The organism is Aerosakkonema sp. BLCC-F183, from assembly GCF_041929145.1.
Lineage (GTDB): Bacteria > Cyanobacteriota > Cyanobacteriia > Cyanobacteriales > Aerosakkonemataceae > Aerosakkonema.
Genome location: NZ_JBHFNU010000097.1, coordinates 13,384 through 29,947, shown reverse-complemented (window position 1 = coordinate 29,947; position 16,564 = coordinate 13,384). Strand labels below are relative to the sequence as shown.

At 45.8% G+C, this 16,564-nt stretch carries 10 protein-coding genes; 7 read left to right on the top strand and 3 right to left on the bottom strand.

The genetic code is table 11. The features are described from left to right. Window positions 1-71 precede the first annotated feature (71 nt). Window positions 72-950, top strand: a complete 879-nt coding sequence (locus tag ACE1CD_RS28690) for a carbohydrate ABC transporter permease (RefSeq protein ID WP_374826975.1) — start codon at window positions 72-74, stop codon at window positions 948-950. A 24-nt stretch (window positions 951-974) separates the two neighbouring features. On the opposite strand, the gene ACE1CD_RS28685 is transcribed toward ACE1CD_RS28690, so the two are convergent. The 3 genes from ACE1CD_RS28685 to ACE1CD_RS28675 are packed head-to-tail and all read right to left on the bottom strand — an operon-like array spanning window position 975 to window position 9,761. Beyond that, window positions 975-1,574, bottom strand: coding sequence for a hypothetical protein (locus tag ACE1CD_RS28685; RefSeq protein WP_374826974.1), 600 nt, complete (start codon window positions 1,572-1,574; stop codon window positions 975-977). A 6-nt stretch (window positions 1,575-1,580) separates the two neighbouring features. Further along, complete coding sequence (locus ACE1CD_RS28680; protein ID WP_374826973.1) at window positions 1,581-2,039, bottom strand: DUF29 domain-containing protein; 459 nt, start codon at window positions 2,037-2,039, stop codon at window positions 1,581-1,583. Between the two features lie 3 nt (window positions 2,040-2,042). Beyond that, window positions 2,043-9,761 carry a translocation/assembly module TamB domain-containing protein gene (locus tag ACE1CD_RS28675; RefSeq protein WP_374826972.1) on the bottom strand — a complete coding sequence of 2,573 codons (7,719 nt, stop codon included), beginning with the start codon at window positions 9,759-9,761 and terminating at the stop codon, window positions 2,043-2,045. 344 nt (window positions 9,762-10,105) lie between these two features. Between ACE1CD_RS28675 and ACE1CD_RS28670 the strand changes: the two genes are divergently transcribed. From ACE1CD_RS28670 to ACE1CD_RS28645, 6 genes are all read left to right on the top strand, one after another. Then, window positions 10,106-10,465 (top strand): DUF3110 domain-containing protein, encoded by a 360-nt coding sequence (locus ACE1CD_RS28670; protein WP_374797047.1) that lies wholly within the window; start codon window positions 10,106-10,108, stop codon window positions 10,463-10,465. Between the two features lie 68 nt (window positions 10,466-10,533). Further along, entirely contained in the window at window positions 10,534-11,448 is a 915-nt protein-coding gene (murQ, locus tag ACE1CD_RS28665; protein WP_374826971.1) for an N-acetylmuramic acid 6-phosphate etherase, read from the top strand. A gap of 176 nt (window positions 11,449-11,624) precedes the next feature. Further along, window positions 11,625-13,157, top strand: coding sequence for a site-2 protease family protein (locus ACE1CD_RS28660; protein ID WP_374797049.1), 1,533 nt, complete (start codon window positions 11,625-11,627; stop codon window positions 13,155-13,157). Between the two features lie 144 nt (window positions 13,158-13,301). Further along, on the top strand, window positions 13,302-14,144 hold the full coding sequence (locus ACE1CD_RS28655) for a PIN domain-containing protein (protein ID WP_374796453.1): 843 nt from the start codon (window positions 13,302-13,304) through the stop codon (window positions 14,142-14,144). A gap of 210 nt (window positions 14,145-14,354) precedes the next feature. Continuing rightward, on the top strand, window positions 14,355-15,926 hold the full coding sequence (locus ACE1CD_RS28650) for an FAD-dependent oxidoreductase (protein ID WP_374796455.1): 1,572 nt from the start codon (window positions 14,355-14,357) through the stop codon (window positions 15,924-15,926). A 23-nt stretch (window positions 15,927-15,949) separates the two neighbouring features. Further along, window positions 15,950-16,336 carry a VOC family protein gene (locus tag ACE1CD_RS28645; RefSeq protein ID WP_374796457.1) on the top strand — a complete coding sequence of 129 codons (387 nt, stop codon included), beginning with the start codon at window positions 15,950-15,952 and terminating at the stop codon, window positions 16,334-16,336. Window positions 16,337-16,564 lie beyond the last annotated feature (228 nt).

Genomic DNA, 16,564 nt, shown 5'->3' with positions numbered 1-16,564 from the left:
CAACTACCTACAAAAAGATTTAATTAAAAGTTTTTGACAACTCTACGACGAAGATCGCCGTTCTTGCCACCATGAATAAAAATTGGACTTCGATCAAACAACACCTCACCCCTTACCTCTTTCTTTCCCCTGCCCTTTTCCTGTTATTTTTAACTGTATTTTGGCCAACATTCCAAGCGTTTTATCTCAGTTTTACGCAATACGACCTCACAAATCCGCCGCAGTGGGTGGGATTGGCGAACTTCCGCCGTTTGTGGGCAGATTCCTTATTCTGGAAAACGCTGTGGAATACAGTACTTTACCTCGTCGCGGTGGTGCCGATTTTAGTTGTCGCACCCTTGGGACTGGCAATTTTAGTTAACCGCAAATTGCGTGGAATTACTTGGTTTAGAGCATTTTATTATACACCAGTAATCATTTCGATGGTGGTGGCGGGGATTGCTTGGAAATGGCTGTATGCCGAAAACGGTTTGCTGAATCAATTTCTGGGTGCGATCGGATTTAAAGATGGCATTCCTTGGCTGACGAGTCCCAAATGGGCTCTTTACAGCGTCATGGCGGTGACCGTGTGGAAAGGATTGGGCTACTATATGGTGATTTACCTGGCTGGGTTACAATCTATACCAGCAGAACTGTATGAAGCGGCGGCGATCGACGGTTCCGATGGCATACGCAAACACTGGGACATCACCGTACCGTTGATGAAACCTTACCTATTGTTAGTGGCAGTAATTTCCGCAATTTCTGCGACGAAAGTTTTTGAGGAAGTTTACATTATGACCGAGGGAGGGCCGAGAAATAGTTCCAAAACAATTGTTTATTATCTCTACGAACAAGCTTTTAAAAGTTTAGAAATTAGCTATGCTTGCACAATTGGCTTGGTGTTATTTTTGCTGATTTTGGGATTATCGATTTTGAATTTCAAATTGTCATTTAAGCGTGGAACATAGTTTAAAAATAGCTGAGAGTCTCAGTCAGTCGGAGCGAAGCATCCACACCAAAAAGCCCAAAATTTGCTCAACAGGGGGAAGCGGATAATCGCGTGGATCGATCGTCACAGTCTGCTCTTCTAGTTTGACAAATCGCCACTGCGTTCCGCTGCTGACGCTACCGTAGATTGTGGAGATAGGTTGTCCCTTTTTTAAATTGAATCGCTGTGCGGCTACCATTTCAGCGACACATTGACCGTATCCTGTTTTCAAATCGGCTTTTTTGGCTTCGACGATCGCTACAGCAGGAGCGAAAATGGCGATTTCTTGTGGGGATCTGCTGATGAGAAAATCAACAACGCCATTGAGTCCAACGCTTTCATCGACATTGAAATCCTCACCGGAGAACACAGAGACTTGTTTGTTAAGGATACGCCTGACCTCTATTAAAACTGGATAAATAATGCCTTCTGAACGAGCTTTCTCGCTACCAAAAGCGACTACAGGTAATGTATCTTCTAAATAACCTGCTAAGATTGCTGAAGGCGCGATCGGCTCAACATCTGGGAAAAATCGGCTTTCTTCAATGGTGAGATTGAAGGTTTCGGTAGCTTTAACGATCGTTGTGAATTCGCTATAGGCCATAATGCGCTAAACTTCCTCTTGATTGACGAGTGCGAAGATAAAATCAGGATCGATCGTATTTTCAGGAAAAAAAGGAGACTCAGAAGGGAAAGCTTTAACAGATAATTTAGTTTCGGTACTGGCGGCGCGAACTGCTTTTGAGTAGCAATCGGAAAATATTTCTAGATAATAGGGTTTGAGGCTGGGGCTATCTTCTAATAAAGATTCTATTTGATAATACTGCTCCCAAATTGTACTCACCCAACTAGAGGAGCGTCTTTCAGGTTGATATTGGTACTTGAGCAAGTGTATGAGCAAAACGATCGATCGGTTTTTTAGTTCGCGCCGTTTATCTTTGCCTATGTCCTCTATTTCTTCAATAAGATGCTCGAAATCGAGTAAATCCAGTTTGCGATCGCGCAGTAACTTAGCTGTTGTCTCCAGCCACAAGCAGTAATCGCGATCGTAAAGATGATTGCTCTTCAATATTTAAAACCTCCTTTCAAACTCAAATTGCGCTTTGGTATCACCGGAAAAATCAGTGGAACCGCGCAACAGAATATTGTTATTTACCCGATAGCGCAGGTTATATTGTAATGGTTGATCGGTAGTAAGAACTTTTGATACAGAACCAGAAAGTCGATCGGTAATATCGACCACTGCCTCTGCTGCCAATCCCAGTGTAGTGCTACGAGCTCTATCTTCTCTGTTGGGGGGAATAGCTGTGGGGAAAAAGCGCAATTCGCTCAAACCGAAAGCTTGTCCGATCGCACTAATCGTACCCTGAACCTGCTGATTTCCCAACAAAGCAGAACCGGCCAAATTAGCAAGTCCCAAAGTGCTGTCACCCCGACCTAAATTCTGTGCAAATCCACCCCCGATTAAAGCCACAATTTCCGATTCAGTGCGCGGCGGGTTGCTTGTCAGCACCAAGTTATCAGCCAATTGACTGGCCGGCCCCTCGACTCTAGCTACAATGCGAACTGTTTGCACGCTACCGAAAAAGCCGGCATCGGGAACATCGGCAATTTCAGAAGATATGGGAGAAGATGGTAAGCGACTACCGGTCACTTCCGGTACGGTAGTAACGACGCGAACATCTAAAATTGGGTCTAGACCGCGTTCTGGAACAAACACAGCTGTTTGCGTGTAATCGCGATCTAAAGTCATTTGCGTAGTAAACAAATTCACCTGACCTCGGCGCAACTGAATAGTACCTTGCGGTTCGAGATTGCCCAAAAATCCATTCACAATCAGCTCGCCAGTCGATCGAAAACTAAATAGCGGCGGTCGCGTCACATTGACATTATCCGCCAGAGTTAAGCGCAAATCGTTAAATTCTGGAACGATCGATCTCGCACTACCAATTCCGCCTCCCCCTTCTCCCCTCCCCGTGGACAGGGAGGGGCTGGGGGAGGGGTTTTCTTGTTGCTGTCCTAAAAACACTTCCCCGTTTTTCAACGTTACTTCACCACCGATTTGGGGTTCAAAAGCAGTGCCGGTAATTACCGCATTGCCATTTACGCCACCTCGATAAAGTCCTTTGAGATTGATCGCCAATTCGTTCAAAGTGACGCTGAGGGGATTATTGCGATCGGGATCTTGTCGAGACAACTGCCTGGAAATGGGGATAATTCCCTGTGCTGATACCGCACCTTTACTGAAATTACCGACGAGGTTTTCTACCTGGATGCGATCGCGATCGAATCGCACAATTCCATTCACATCCGTCAGCGGTGCAGGTAGCGCCACAGCCGCAATTGTAGCATTTTGCAATTCAGCAGTTCCCGTTATTTGCGGAGCAGATAAAGTACCGCGCACCTGTAATTCCGCTTGTCCTTGACCGCCAGCCCAAGTAACTTGTCCTCTACTTAATAGATTTAACAGCGCCAACCCTTCATTTTGTACGTTCACATCTAAACTAATTGCATTGCTATCCGGTCTAACCGTAGCAAAAGGTAGCTGATAAGGTACGCTACCAGAAATTACAATTGGTTGTGGCGGTTGCACCACTACCTTAGAATTAAAATCCAATCGAGCATTATCATAAGTAAAATCAGCTTGCGCTGACTGCACTTGCGTTCCATTCAAAGTTCCATCCACTAAAGTTAAATCACCGATAACCTGTGGGTTTTGTAAAGTACCTGCCAGATTAGCCGTACCATTCAGCTTGCCTGTAACTGCCACTGGCAAAGGCACAAACTTATTGATAACATCGACTGGGAAATTTTGTAATTCCAATTTACCGTTTTGCTGTTGCAAACCGAGATTTCCAGAGAAAGCCAATCGAGCGTTATCATACTGAATTTCCAAAGGATCTACTCTCAGCGCACCATTTTCAAAATTACCCTTGGCGCTTACTTGATTAAATTTATAGTCACCCCATTGCCAATCTTTTCCACCGATATCGAAACTCACTTGTAACCCTGTTGGCAAAGAATTAATACCTGAAGTTAAAGCACCTGCAACTGTGACAGTACCGCTAAAATTTCCATCTAATTCTGTGATGTCAGGTAGGCGGTTCGATTGGCGGCGGATAGTGCGTTGCTGTGACAGCAAAGCTTCGATTTCCGAAAAGCGACGCAGTTGAGATAGTAGAGAAGCGTTTGGGATGCCAACGGCTACGGTAGGAAGCGCAGCAGATCCAGCATAGTTGCGTTGCGATCGTCTCGTATTTGTCAAATTCAATAAGTTAAACGCTGTTAAAACGTTCCGAACTTTTCCTTGCTCAAATTGCACGCTTGCTTGAAAATCTCTGGGAGTTATCCGACCTGTTACTTGATAAGTACTCTCGCCTTTTTGTAACCGAGCGTTGGTAATTTCAGCTATGCCATTGGCGTAGCTGAAATCGCCACTTATCGCATCTACTTGGAACTCACCTATAGCAGCGTTGGCGAGCGTGACATTATTTGCCACAATACTTCTGGCGTTTAAATTAATAGCAAAGTTGCCCGAAAGTATGCCGCCGATCGGTTGATTGACGATTTCTCTCGGTACGTTTGGCACGTAGGAAGCCAAAGCTTTTAAAGTTGCGATCGGGAAATTTTGGATGTTCGCTTCCAACAAATCTCCCTGCTTTCTTCCCTCTGCTACTACTTCATCGCGCCGAATAGCAAAAGTTACCGGATTATTGTTTCTATCTAATTCAACTGCAATTCTATCTTGAGCGCCCGATAAATTTAACCTGAGTCCTCTTCCTGCTGCTAATTGCACTTCACCCGACATTACCGGATCGAAATCGAAACCGTTGATAACCAAATTTTGCAAACGCAAATTACCTGCTACATTCGGTGCAGTTGGCGTTCCCGATATCCGTCCGTTAAAATCAGCACTACCAATTATAGAAACCGGGTTTCTGCTTATATCTCTATCTCCAACGCGACTTTCCATATAAACCCGGTTTCTTGGCGTCGGAATTTGGACGGGCAAATTTTGTAAGTTTAAGTTTTGCGCCTCAACATTGATATCTAAACTTGTAATATTAGGCTGGTTATTTCTGCCAATATTTGCTATAATTACTCCACTTACATTTAATCCTGGAGCGGTTACCCGTTCGATTTGCAACCGTTGTCCGTTCCAGTCAAATGTAGCTGCGATCGGCCCTTGAATAGAAGCGATTCCCTCAGAAAAGTTGGCATTTCCTCTGGCTTGAATATTTGCTAGCGGCGACCTTCCCGTTGCGGTCAGAGAAGCGACATTTCCCGCTAGATTCAAATCGCCAGTCAACCGTCCTTGCAATTGCTGCGAAAAGCGATTTAATTGCACATCAGCAAGCGAAACATCTGCTTGCCAATTACCTCTATTTAGCTGTGCTTGCCGAATCGTAACGCTTCCGCCAGCAACTTGTTGAATATTTCCTTGAGCGCTGGCTTGAATTTGCGATAAAGGTAAATTATTTGAGGGTGCTGTTAATACATCCAAATTCCCCGCAATTTGCACTTCGCCACTAAAAATAGAACCTCTTAACTGCGTCGGTAATTGTGGTAAACTTCCCAGTTTTATATCTGAAACCGAAAGATTTGCTTGCCAATTACCTCGGTTAATTTCTGCTTGCCTTATCGTTACGTTACCCGCAGCAAGTTGCAGATTTCCTTGACCTATTGCTTGAATTTGGGATAGCGGCGACTTATTGGAATTAGCGAAAAGTGTATCAAGATTTCCGGCTATTTGCGCTGCGCCAGTAAAAGTACCTTGGAATTGTTTTGGTACTTGCGGAAAACGATTTAGCTGTACATTGTTAGCAGCGATATTTGCTTGGAAATTCCCGCGATCGATCTGCACTTCTCGGATATTAACACTACCGCCTGCTACTTGCAGATTTCCCTGACCTCTTCCTTGCAGAAGTGAGAGAGGTGACTTATTTGAATTATTGGAAAGTGCATCGAGATTTCCGGCTATTTCCAATTGACCGGTAAAAGCCGAACTGCGTAATTGTGGCGGGACTTGCGGGAAAGTATTTAGCTGTACATTACTAGCGGCGATATCTGCTTGGAAATTCCCGCGATCGATCTGCGCTTGTCGGATATTAACACTACCGCCACCAACTTGCAGATTTCCCTGACCTCTAGCTTGAATTTGGGATAGCGGTGACTTATTCTTACCCGAAATTGCATCGAGATTTCCGGCTATTTCCAATTGACCGGTAAAAGCCGAACCGCGTAATTGTGGCGGTACTTGCGGGAAAGTATTTAGTCGTACATTGTTAGCAGCGATATCTGCTTGGAAATTACCGCGATCGATCTGCGCTTCTCGGATATTAACACTACCGCCTGCTACTTGCAAATTTCCCTGACCTCTGGCTTGAATTTGCGATAGCGGTGACTTATTTTTATCGGAAATTGCATCGAGATTTCCGGCTATTTCCAATTGACCGGTAAAAGCCGAACCGCGTAACTGCGGCGGTACTTGCGGGAAACTATTTAGTCGTACATTGTTAGCAGCGATATCTGCTTGGAAATTACCTTGATTAATTACTGCTTGTCGGATATTAACACTACCGCCACCAACTTGGAGATTGCCGCGACCTCTGCCTTGAATTTGAGACAGCAGCGATTTATCATCATCATTATTAATATTATCTAAATTCCCGGCTATTTCCAATTCACCGTTAAAAGAACTTTGTAACTGCTTGGGTACTTGCGGGAAACGAGCGAGATTTACACCGCTAGCGATGATATTTGCTTGCCAATTCCCATCGCTAATTGCTGCTTGTCGGATATTAACATTACCGCCTGCTACTTGCAGATTTCCTGCACCTCTAGCGCGAATTTGAGAAAGTGGCGATCGATTCGATTTGTCAGTCAGATTGTTTAAATTTGCGGCAATTTCCAGTTGACCGCTGAAAGAACTTTGTAACTGCTGGGGAACTTGCGGAAAACGACTGAGTTCTACACCTTTAGCGATGAGTTCCGCTTGGAAATTACCGCGATCGAGTTGTGCTTGTCGAACAGTCACATTACCGCCAGCAATCCGAACATTCCCATCACCTCTGGCGCGAATTTGGGATAGCGGCGATTGATTGGAATTATCCGTAAGCGCGTCTAAATTTCCTGCTAATTGAAATTGACCGCTAAAAGCACCTTGCAATTGCGGCGGTAATTGAGCAAAACGACTTAATTGCACATCAGCAACGGCAACATTTGCTCGCCAATCACCGCGATTGAGTTCCGCTTGGCGAATTTGGATATTTCCACCAGCAAGTTGCAGATTTCCTCGCGCTATTGCTTGAATTTGAGATAGGGGAGATTTATTTGTTTGTGCGGTAAGCGTGTCTAAATTTCCTGCTGCTACCACTTGTCCGCTAAAAGCACCTTGCAACTGCGGCGGTACTTGCGCGAAACGCCCTAATTGCACACCAGAAGCGGTAAGATTAGTTCGCCAATTACCGCGATCGAGTTCTAATTGCTGAATTTGTACCCTACCGCCAGCAACTTGGATATTGCCATTGCCAACTGCTTGAATTGTACCCAATTCACCGGAGTTGAGGTTACCTGCGAGGCGGAATTGACCGTTAAATGGCCCTTGTACTTGTGGCGGTAACTGTGCCAATTGTCCTAGATTAACATTAGTTGCTTTGGCGATCGCTTCCCACGCACCGTTGCGAAGTCCTCCCCGCACAATTTGCACATTACCGCCAGCAACTTGAAGATTTCCCTGACCGATTGCTTGAATATCTGCAACTTGGAACGACTCAACATTCCCCGCCAATTTAAACTGACCGTTGCTGAAAGTTGCGTTCTGCAATTGTGGCGGTACTTGGGGGAAACGTCCCAACTGAATGCCGGTAGCGCTGACTAAAGCTTCCCAACGTCCATTATTCAATGCGCCTTGCCGCAATTGGATATTCCCACCCGCAACTTGCAAATTTCCTTCTGCGATCGCTTCAATATCTTGTACTTTAAATGAAGCTAAACTTCCCGATAGCTTCGTTCTCCCACTAATCGTTCCCTGCTGTATCGGTAAAGGCAAATTTTCCTGCGCCTCTCCTCTTCCTCCCCTCCCCGTAGACGGGGAGGGGTTGGGGGTGGGGTTTTCTGCATTTTCCGGCAATGCAGCTAAAATATCCTTGACTGGCAATTGCGAACCTTCCACAAGTGCTTCCCAGCGACCGTCAGCGATACGAGCTGCTGCTTGCAAAGTTTTACCGGCAATTCGGAAAGTCGCATCGCGCAAGACTGTCTGACCTCTAGCAATGACAACTTCGCCAGCTGCGGGATAGGTAGCTTGGGGAGCTTGCCACCTAGTCACTAGGCGGATATCGTTGAGAGGGCCGAATACTTGTGCTTTGGCGGAAACATTGCCAATTTTAAGAGAAGGAGATAAAGTTGTGCCGTATGCTTGAGCGATCGCATCTCCCGGCACGTTTTGAATTTCAGCATCGATTACCAATCCACCTTCTTGACCCAGCTTGACATTGCCTTTGCCAGTGATTTGACCGCCAACAGTTGGTTTTGCTTGCAAATCTGCGATCGCAAGTTCGTTTGTCGTTGGTGCGAGGGCAAAACGAGCGCCTATAGAAGAGAATTGCAGCTTATCAACTTGCGTCGGTTTAGTTGTGGTAAATTGACCTAATAGGATGGGGGCTTCTATTGGCCCGGTCAACCGCACGCCCGCTCGCACCTCGCCGCTTACAGGCAGTGATGTTTTTAAGTTGAGAGTTTGAACAATATTTGCGATCGCTAAACTGGGTACTTGCGCTGTAATATCGTATCCTTTTTGAAGATCGAAACTGCCATTTGCTTGCAGGGGAACTTGACCCAAGCGCGTCGTGACATTATCCAACGTAATTTCGCGATCGTTGAAGCGCAGCATTCCGTTAGTATTGTTGAACGGTGCTGGCAGTTGTTTGAAATTGGCAGTAACATCTTTGAGGAGTGCTGTCCCCGATAAGAATAGTGGCTGTTCGGGGGTGTATCTGACCGTTAAGTTGCCATCGGCGCGACCGTCACTCAAATTAAAGGAAAATTTGACTAGGCGATCGAGATCTGTAACGAGCAGATTTTGACCTTGCAACTGTACATTCGTTTGTTTGAGGGGAATAGAATGTTCCCCGGAAATGTTGAAATTCCCCCCAGTAGCTAATTGTCCGCCTAAATCGAAGCGAATGCGCTGACCGCGATCTTCGATTTGGGCATTGCCATTGAGCGGTGTAATGCCTATGGGGACTCTGGGAAAAGCCGGTTTTGGATTTGGTACCAGTACAACTTTAGCGTTGCTCACCCGCACCGATTTGATTTCGGTTTTAAATGGCCCTGTGCCTTCTCCGACGCTTATTTCACTAACGATCCAGCGATCTTTCTCGTCTTGTTCGATGTAAACATCGGGATTGACCAGGGTGAGGTCTAGCTCTAAAGTGCGGTTTAACAGCAGCTTGACGGGATTGAAACCAACATCGATCGCCCCAACTGCGGCGCGGTCTGGGTCTGTCGGCGTTGCCGGTATTTCCGAAGCCCCAAATCGCAGTCCGCTAACAGAAAAGCGTTCTACTTTACCCAACTTTAGCGGTCGTTTTAAACTCTCGCTGAGATTTTTCTCAACTAATGGCCCTAATTGCTCCTGGACAAACACCCAAGCCCACCAAGCACCAGCCGCGACGCCAACTACCACAAGCACACCAAAAGCAAGACCGGTGCGACTCAGCCAAAGCAGCCATACACGCCGATTTGCACTTGATTGGGGTTCGTTACTGGGATTCGGGGAATTCGTCATCAGAACCTCTAGGCGCTAGGGGAAGAGGGAGTGGGAGAGTGGGAGAGTGGGAGAGTGGGGGAGTGGGGGAGTGGGGGAGTGGGGGAGTGGGAAGAAATTCTTAATGAGTGACTTTTGACTTTTGACTTTTGACTTTTCTCGCCCTATTCCCTATTCCCTGTTCCCTCTCGCTCTTGTTTTTGACTTTTGACCTCGTTCCCTGGCTCTGCCTGGGAAGCCACTTCTGACTAGGATATGTCGATTTGTGGGTTTCGCCAATGCCTATTTAGACGGGCTCAGCGTCAAGTAATTGGCAGTTTCGATCGGTAAGATAAATAACGACGATCCAAAAAGAAGTGGCACCCATGCGCGTATTCGTACTTTTATATAACGCCCGCACGGAAAATGAGGGCATTCACACCATTAAAGTTGGCGATCGCAATACGGTGTTAATGTTTGAGTCAGAAGACGACGCTACTCGCTTTTGCGTGCAGTTGGAAGCTCAAGATTTTATGGCTCCTTCGGTAGAAGCGATCGATGATGAGGAAATCAAAGAATTTTGCGAAAGTGCCGATTATGAATGGCAACTCATTCCAGAAGGCGCTTTAGCCCTCCCACCAGAAACTAACTTAGAACAAACAGACTGGCAAGCGGAAAGCACTCAACCGGAAGTTACCGATTCCGAACTCGATCGCATTCGCCGTCAGCTGGAAGGACTTTTGTGAAAGGATCGAGGATGTAGGGCGAGAGCCCTTACCGAAGGCTAGGATGAAGGATGAAAGAAGGATGAAAGATGAATAATTTGGAGGAACGCGGCCATCTTCTCACAGAACAAATCAATCCCAACAGTCAGAATTTAGACCAACTAAGTTCTCTGGAGTTGGTGGATCTGTTCAATCAAGAAGATACCCAAACTATTGCCGCGATCGCAGCTGCCCGCACTCAGTTGTCTCAGACAATCGATATCACAGCAGAAGCATTACGTCAAGGGGGAAGACTGTTTTATGTGGGAGCCGGTACCAGCGGGCGTTTGGGCGTTTTGGATGCCGCCGAGTGTCCGCCCACGTTTTGCACACCCCCGGAACTGGTACAGGGCATAATTGCCGGTGGTGCCGGTGCTTTAGTCCGCAGTTCGGAAGATTTGGAAGATAGTGCTGAGGATGGGGCGGCAGCGATCGCCCAGCGACAAATCACTCAATTAGATGTAGTAGTCGGAATTACCGCCGGCGGAACGACTCCGTTTGTCCAAGGTGCTTTGCAGGCGGCGCAATCACGAGGCGCTAACACCATTTTTATGGCCTGCGTACCGGCAGAACAAGTTACCACCAGTGCCGATATTGACATTCGCCTGTTAGTTGGCCCTGAGATTTTAGCAGGTTCCACGCGACTGAAAGCGGGAACGGTGACAAAAATGGCTTTGAATATCATCTCTACCGGCGTGATGGTCAAGTTGGGCAAGGTCTACGGCAATCGCATGGTAGATGTGGCGGTTACAAATACCAAGCTGCGCGATCGAGCTTTGCGAATTCTCAACGATCTGACCGATTTAAGTCGCGAAGCAGCTGGGTATTTGTTAGAACGAAGCGGGCGATCGGTTAAGCTAGCGCTACTGATGCACTGGACAGGATTGGATAAAAAAGAAGCAGAAACTCTTCTGTTTGAACATCAGGGTAATATCAGACAAGCAGCCGAAAGCTACCAGAAATAAGCTCTCACACATCTAGTTATTGAGATTGCAGGGGAGCGGGGGGCAGGGGGGCAGGGGAGTGGGGGAGCGGGGGAGCGGGGGGGCAGGAAGAAATTCTTAATGAGTGACTTTTGACTTTTGACTTTTGACTTTTGACTTTATCGCTAGGATTTGTCTGTGTAGCACAGGGAAAGGAAATGTTTACTGCATCGGAGACTTCTGTAATCGCACTAATTCTGCTAGCCGCTTTCGGTATATTGGCTTGGGGATACTTACGTGCCAAGCCTTTTGGCAAACTGGGAATCCTAGCCTGGTTGCAGTCGGTTGCCCTCATGGCTCCCTGGCTGTTATTCTTTGGTTTGTTCGCTGCCGGGATTTACCTCAACTTAGTCAGCATCTTGTTCATGTTGGTGGCTTCGGCTGGGTTGTATATTTATCTGGGTAGGCGATTGCGAGCTGCGGGTCAAGATTTGATGATGCGCGATCGCGCCGAAAAAATGGCGAATGCTAACCAGGAAGCTAGTTCTGGCGAACAAACGCCTCAACCGATCGAGTCGGCAACTGAAAAGCCACAGCCAGTTCAGGTGCAGTTGAAAATTGAGTTCGTGCCGATTCCCCAAGAAGATCTCAAAACGATTCAGGGAATTTTTGGCATCGATACCTTTTTTGCCACCGAAACTATCCCCTACCAGGAAGGCGCGGTTTTTAACGGTAACCTGCGAGGAGAGGCGCAAGCAGTCCACACTCGCCTTTCCAATGCCTTGCAGGAAAGATTGGGCGATCGCTATCGCCTATTTTTGATCGAAAATCCAGAGGGTAAGCCGGTTGTTGTTGTCCTACCCAGCCGCAATGACCCCAAACCATCAACTATAAGTCAAAAAATTCTGGCAGTTGTCCTCATGTTGGCAACAATAGCTACCTGTTTGGAAACTTCTGGCTTAATGTTGGAATTTGACTTATTTCAAAACCCAAATCGATTAGCAGAAGCTTTGCCAATTGGTTTGGGAATATTGACAATTTTGGTAGCTCACGAAATCGGTCACTGGCTGCTAGCTCGCCGTCACAATATCCGCCTTAGCCTGCCTTATTTTATACCCACTTTACAGATAGGTTCTTTTGGTGCCATCACCCGTTTTGAATCTCTCCTACCTAACCGAAATGTTTTATTTGATATTTCTGTAGCAGGGCCTGCTGCTGGTGGCATTGTATCTCTGCTGATGCTGATCGCAGGTATGTTACTTTCTCACAAAGGCAGTTTCTTTCAAGTACCGGCACAATTTTTCCAAGGTTCTATACTGGTGGGAACTTTGGCACGGGTTGTCCTGGGTTCGGCTTTGCAACAACCTTTAGTAGATGTTCATCCTCTGGTAGTAATTGGTTGGCTGGGATTGGTGATTACGGCATTAAATCTAATGCCAGCCGGACAATTAGATGGTGGTAGAATTGTTTTGGCTATATACGGACGCAAAGTAGCGAGCAGAACAACTATAGGGACTTTAATTGTCCTAGCACTTGTCGCTTTGGGAAATCCTCTTGCCATTTACTGGGCAATTGTAATTGTGTTTCTGCAAAGAGATTTAGAGCGTCCCAGCCTCAATGAGATTAGCGAACCCGACGATGCACGAGCAGCGATAGGTTTGCTAGCTTTGTTTTTAACGATCGCCACTCTCATTCCCTTATCCCCAGGATTGGCAGGACGTCTCGGAATTGGAGTGAGCAGCCCATTTTAAGCGATCGTTTGCCATTCGTCATCACTCCTTTGTCATAAGAAATTAGATATTTTCCCTCTCTCTCTAACCCCGACGCTCTTTTTTTCTTTTGACTTGTGACTTTTGGCTTTTCACTTTCAATTTTTGACTTTTGACTTTTGACTTTTGACTTTTCTAGCCCCCATGCCTACACCACCGCCTGTTCTGGTTCTTCTAGACCTCAGCGCCTTGATGGGCAAAACCAGCCGCGAATGGCAGGATTTTTCGCGCATAGGAGCTTGTTACCTACCCCAAGCGGTCTACGAAGAAATTGAGTTTCTCACCGGTCGCGCCCCAGAACCTCAATTGGAAAAAATCGCGAGAGAATTTATGCGCTTTTTCCCAAATAGCGGTTGGCAGCTGACTGATGCACACGCCACTCATCCCGCCTTTACTCCTCCCGGCGGTGCCAATTTGAGCAAACAAGCGAGATTGGTGGTGGCGGTTGCCCAGTGTACCTACGGTTTCGCGCAGGAAAACAGCGATAATATGGTTGTTTTCGTGTCGAATACTCAGCCGATACTGCAACGCATACCTTCTTTGGGGACTGCCAATCTTTGCGGCATCACGGTGGCGGCACTTTTGCAGTGGGTGCGAACCGGTGAGAAACCACCAGCTGTAACTCAGCAATTGCAAGTTTTTGGGGCGGCGGGGTCGCTGGGGGGAAATAATCGATCGCCAGGGGTAGGGCCAAAGCAAACTGCTGCCCCTGCAAACCCACAAGCTACTATGACTGGGCCAGCATCAGCCGATCGCGCTTCTTCCCAGTCTAAAAAAAGAAGTTCTGCAACTGGTTTGCTGACTCGTTTGGTTAGCGGTGCGATTACTTTTGTTGTGCTTGCAGGACTCGGTTTAGTAGGTTGGCGTTTCATCCAACCCACGAGTTTCAACCAATTTTGGCAAAAAATGAATTTACCTGCTTTACCAGGTCAGCCACCCACACAGTCACCAAAACCTGTGAAAAAATAGAATATTTACAGATTTTAAATTTAAGATTGCAGATTTTCAATTGAACAGGGCTTAAGCACGACCAAGCGAGACAGCCGATTTGTCAGTCGAGTTATCGTTGCCAAACCCACGATTTTGCAAAAAAAACCGGGTTTCTTTGGGTAAGCCCTGTAATATTTAATTAAATTTGAAATCTAAAAAAATTTGAAATCTAAAATTAGCTATTGAACAATGGTTAAAGATGCGTGTGCTTACGATGTCATCGGTTTCGGAGATGAGGTTCCGGGAATCTTAGCTCTGATCTGTGCTGCTAGGGAATATCGTCGTCGGACTAACAAGTATCCGCGAGTTCTTCTGATCTCTAACGGTAATTTACAAGCAGGAATAGGCGGTCATTTGGTCAGAGGCGGTTTGGCTTATTTGGATAGAACGCAGATCGATCGTAATTTTCAACAATCTCAAGGTTTAGATCGTTTTGGCGATCCCGCTCCAATCTATAAAGAATTTTTGCATAAGTCTGGCGTTATTGATGTCGGTCTCGATCCTCGCAAAGCAAGTGAAGTACTCCGGCAGATGCTTCGGGAAGCAGGCGTTGATATTCTCACCAATGTTGGCATTCGCTCTGTTACCAAAGAAGGTGACAATTTAGCGAGCATAACCTTAGCGAACGATCGCGGTATATTTTCTGCCAAGCAGTTTATAGATTCTACTGTTAATGCTGAGTTGGCACAAGCTGCTGGTGTCAGAAAACTAAAGGGATTTGAAACATTTTGTCTTCCCGAATCAGAATTAGCCGTTACGCTTGTGTTTGAAACTAAGGGATTGACCCCTAGCAGAATCACAGAAATAGAGTATCGCTATCTCAAACGCTTTACGAACTTGTCCGATACAGAGGGGCAAACGCTTCTGCTGTACGCTGCGGGTTTTGATGTCGAATTTGCAGAAGCACTCAGAAAGGAAATGCTGGAATCTAATGGCGATCTCAAAACTCTCCAAGCAGGTACAGATTATATCGATATCCGTTCTACGGCTTTATCTGTAGGCTACCACTCTTTCAGGAGAAAGAAGTTTTGTTTGGCGAAAACGGGTGTAATTTTAGATAGGGCAAATATAGCAATACTGGGAGACGATCGTCTTTCTTGGAATGCTCTTCTAATCGCTGTTACCGCCGATGAAGCAGAAGCTTTGGCAAAAGCTTCTGCCAAGCCAACTCCTAAAATGTTAGCGGAAATAGCTTGGCTGGAAAAGTGGTTCAAGAGTTTGGGCGCTACTGCCGTTACCCCGGCAAAAGAGCTTTATATTAGACACGCTGGCAATATTACTGGTGTTGTAGAACCGTTGACTGGTACAAAAATGCTCATGGGTGGCGTACCGGAAAATGAATCGATCGGTACTTTTGCTTATCATTTTGATGCGCGGGGAGAAATTAAAGGTATTTCCCAAAGGGCAAATGCAAAAGGTTTTTCATCTGTTCGCTTTCCGCCGCCAGTTTTCCATATCGGTATCCAGCACGCATTAGTTAAGTACGTTCCTAACCTCGCCGTTGTGAGTCCGGCTTCTGGTTTTGAGGGTTATGCTTCTACTGCTGGCAGAATTGTAGAATTTAATTCGGCTGTGGGTCAAGGAGTGGGAATAGCTGCTGTTATTGCAATCCTCGATCGCAAGAACTTGGCAAATGTATCGAATTCGGAAGTCAGAGAAGTGATGAGAGAAACTAATCAATTACCGAAGTTGTTTGGTATGGCTAAAATTGAGGAGGCATCGCAAATGCGATCGTTCGAGTCGGAGATGGCGATCGCTTGATATATGATATAGGATGTGACATTATGAAAACAACTGGGATTCATCATGTAGCGATCGTTTGTTCAAACTATGAAAAATCTAAAAGTTTTTATGTAGAAGTTTTAGGTTTTTTGATTATCAAAGAAACTTTCCGATCGCACAGAAATTCGTACAAGTTGGATTTGCGTGTCGGTAACGGTGACCAAATTGAACTGTTTTCCTTTCCTAATCCTCCTAAACGACTGAATAGCCCGGAAGCTTGCGGTCTCAGACATTTATCTTTTGAAGTTGAAAATATTGATGAGTCTGTCTCTTATCTAAAATCTCAAGGTGTGCAGGTAGAAGAGATCAGAATTGATGAGATTACAGGTAAGCGCTTTACTTTTTTCAAAGACCCAGACGATCTACCTCTGGAGATATATGAAAAATAATGTTAAATATGATAATGCTTAAACCAACCAGAAACTGGCATTGACATAGAATCTAGTTTCTGGAAGAAACCAAGTTTTTGGAGTCTATCAGCGTCTGTAATAAATCGTAATATAAAAAGTATTAAATATTACTTGTAGTTCGGTATTTTCTGGGTTTAAAATTTGTCTGTTAAGTAAGAAATTAGTATTTGACAATACTTGTTAAAACTAGCAAATAAAGATTATTTG

What these genes read in the sequence shown, in the direction of transcription:
- ACE1CD_RS28690 (WP_374826975.1), top strand. Translation starts at nt 72, where the DNA reads ATGAATAAAAATTGGACTTCGATCAAACAACACCTCACCCCTTACCTC.
- ACE1CD_RS28685 (WP_374826974.1), bottom strand. Translation starts at nt 1,574, where the DNA reads ATGGCCTATAGCGAATTCACAACGATCGTTAAAGCTACCGAAACCTTC.
- ACE1CD_RS28675 (WP_374826972.1), bottom strand. Translation starts at nt 9,761, where the DNA reads ATGACGAATTCCCCGAATCCCAGTAACGAACCCCAATCAAGTGCAAAT.
- ACE1CD_RS28670 (WP_374797047.1), top strand. Translation starts at nt 10,106, where the DNA reads ATGCGCGTATTCGTACTTTTATATAACGCCCGCACGGAAAATGAGGGC.
- murQ (WP_374826971.1), top strand. Translation starts at nt 10,534, where the DNA reads ATGAATAATTTGGAGGAACGCGGCCATCTTCTCACAGAACAAATCAAT.
- ACE1CD_RS28660 (WP_374797049.1), top strand. Translation starts at nt 11,625, where the DNA reads ATGTTTACTGCATCGGAGACTTCTGTAATCGCACTAATTCTGCTAGCC.
- ACE1CD_RS28650 (WP_374796455.1), top strand. Translation starts at nt 14,355, where the DNA reads ATGGTTAAAGATGCGTGTGCTTACGATGTCATCGGTTTCGGAGATGAG.
- ACE1CD_RS28645 (WP_374796457.1), top strand. Translation starts at nt 15,950, where the DNA reads ATGAAAACAACTGGGATTCATCATGTAGCGATCGTTTGTTCAAACTAT.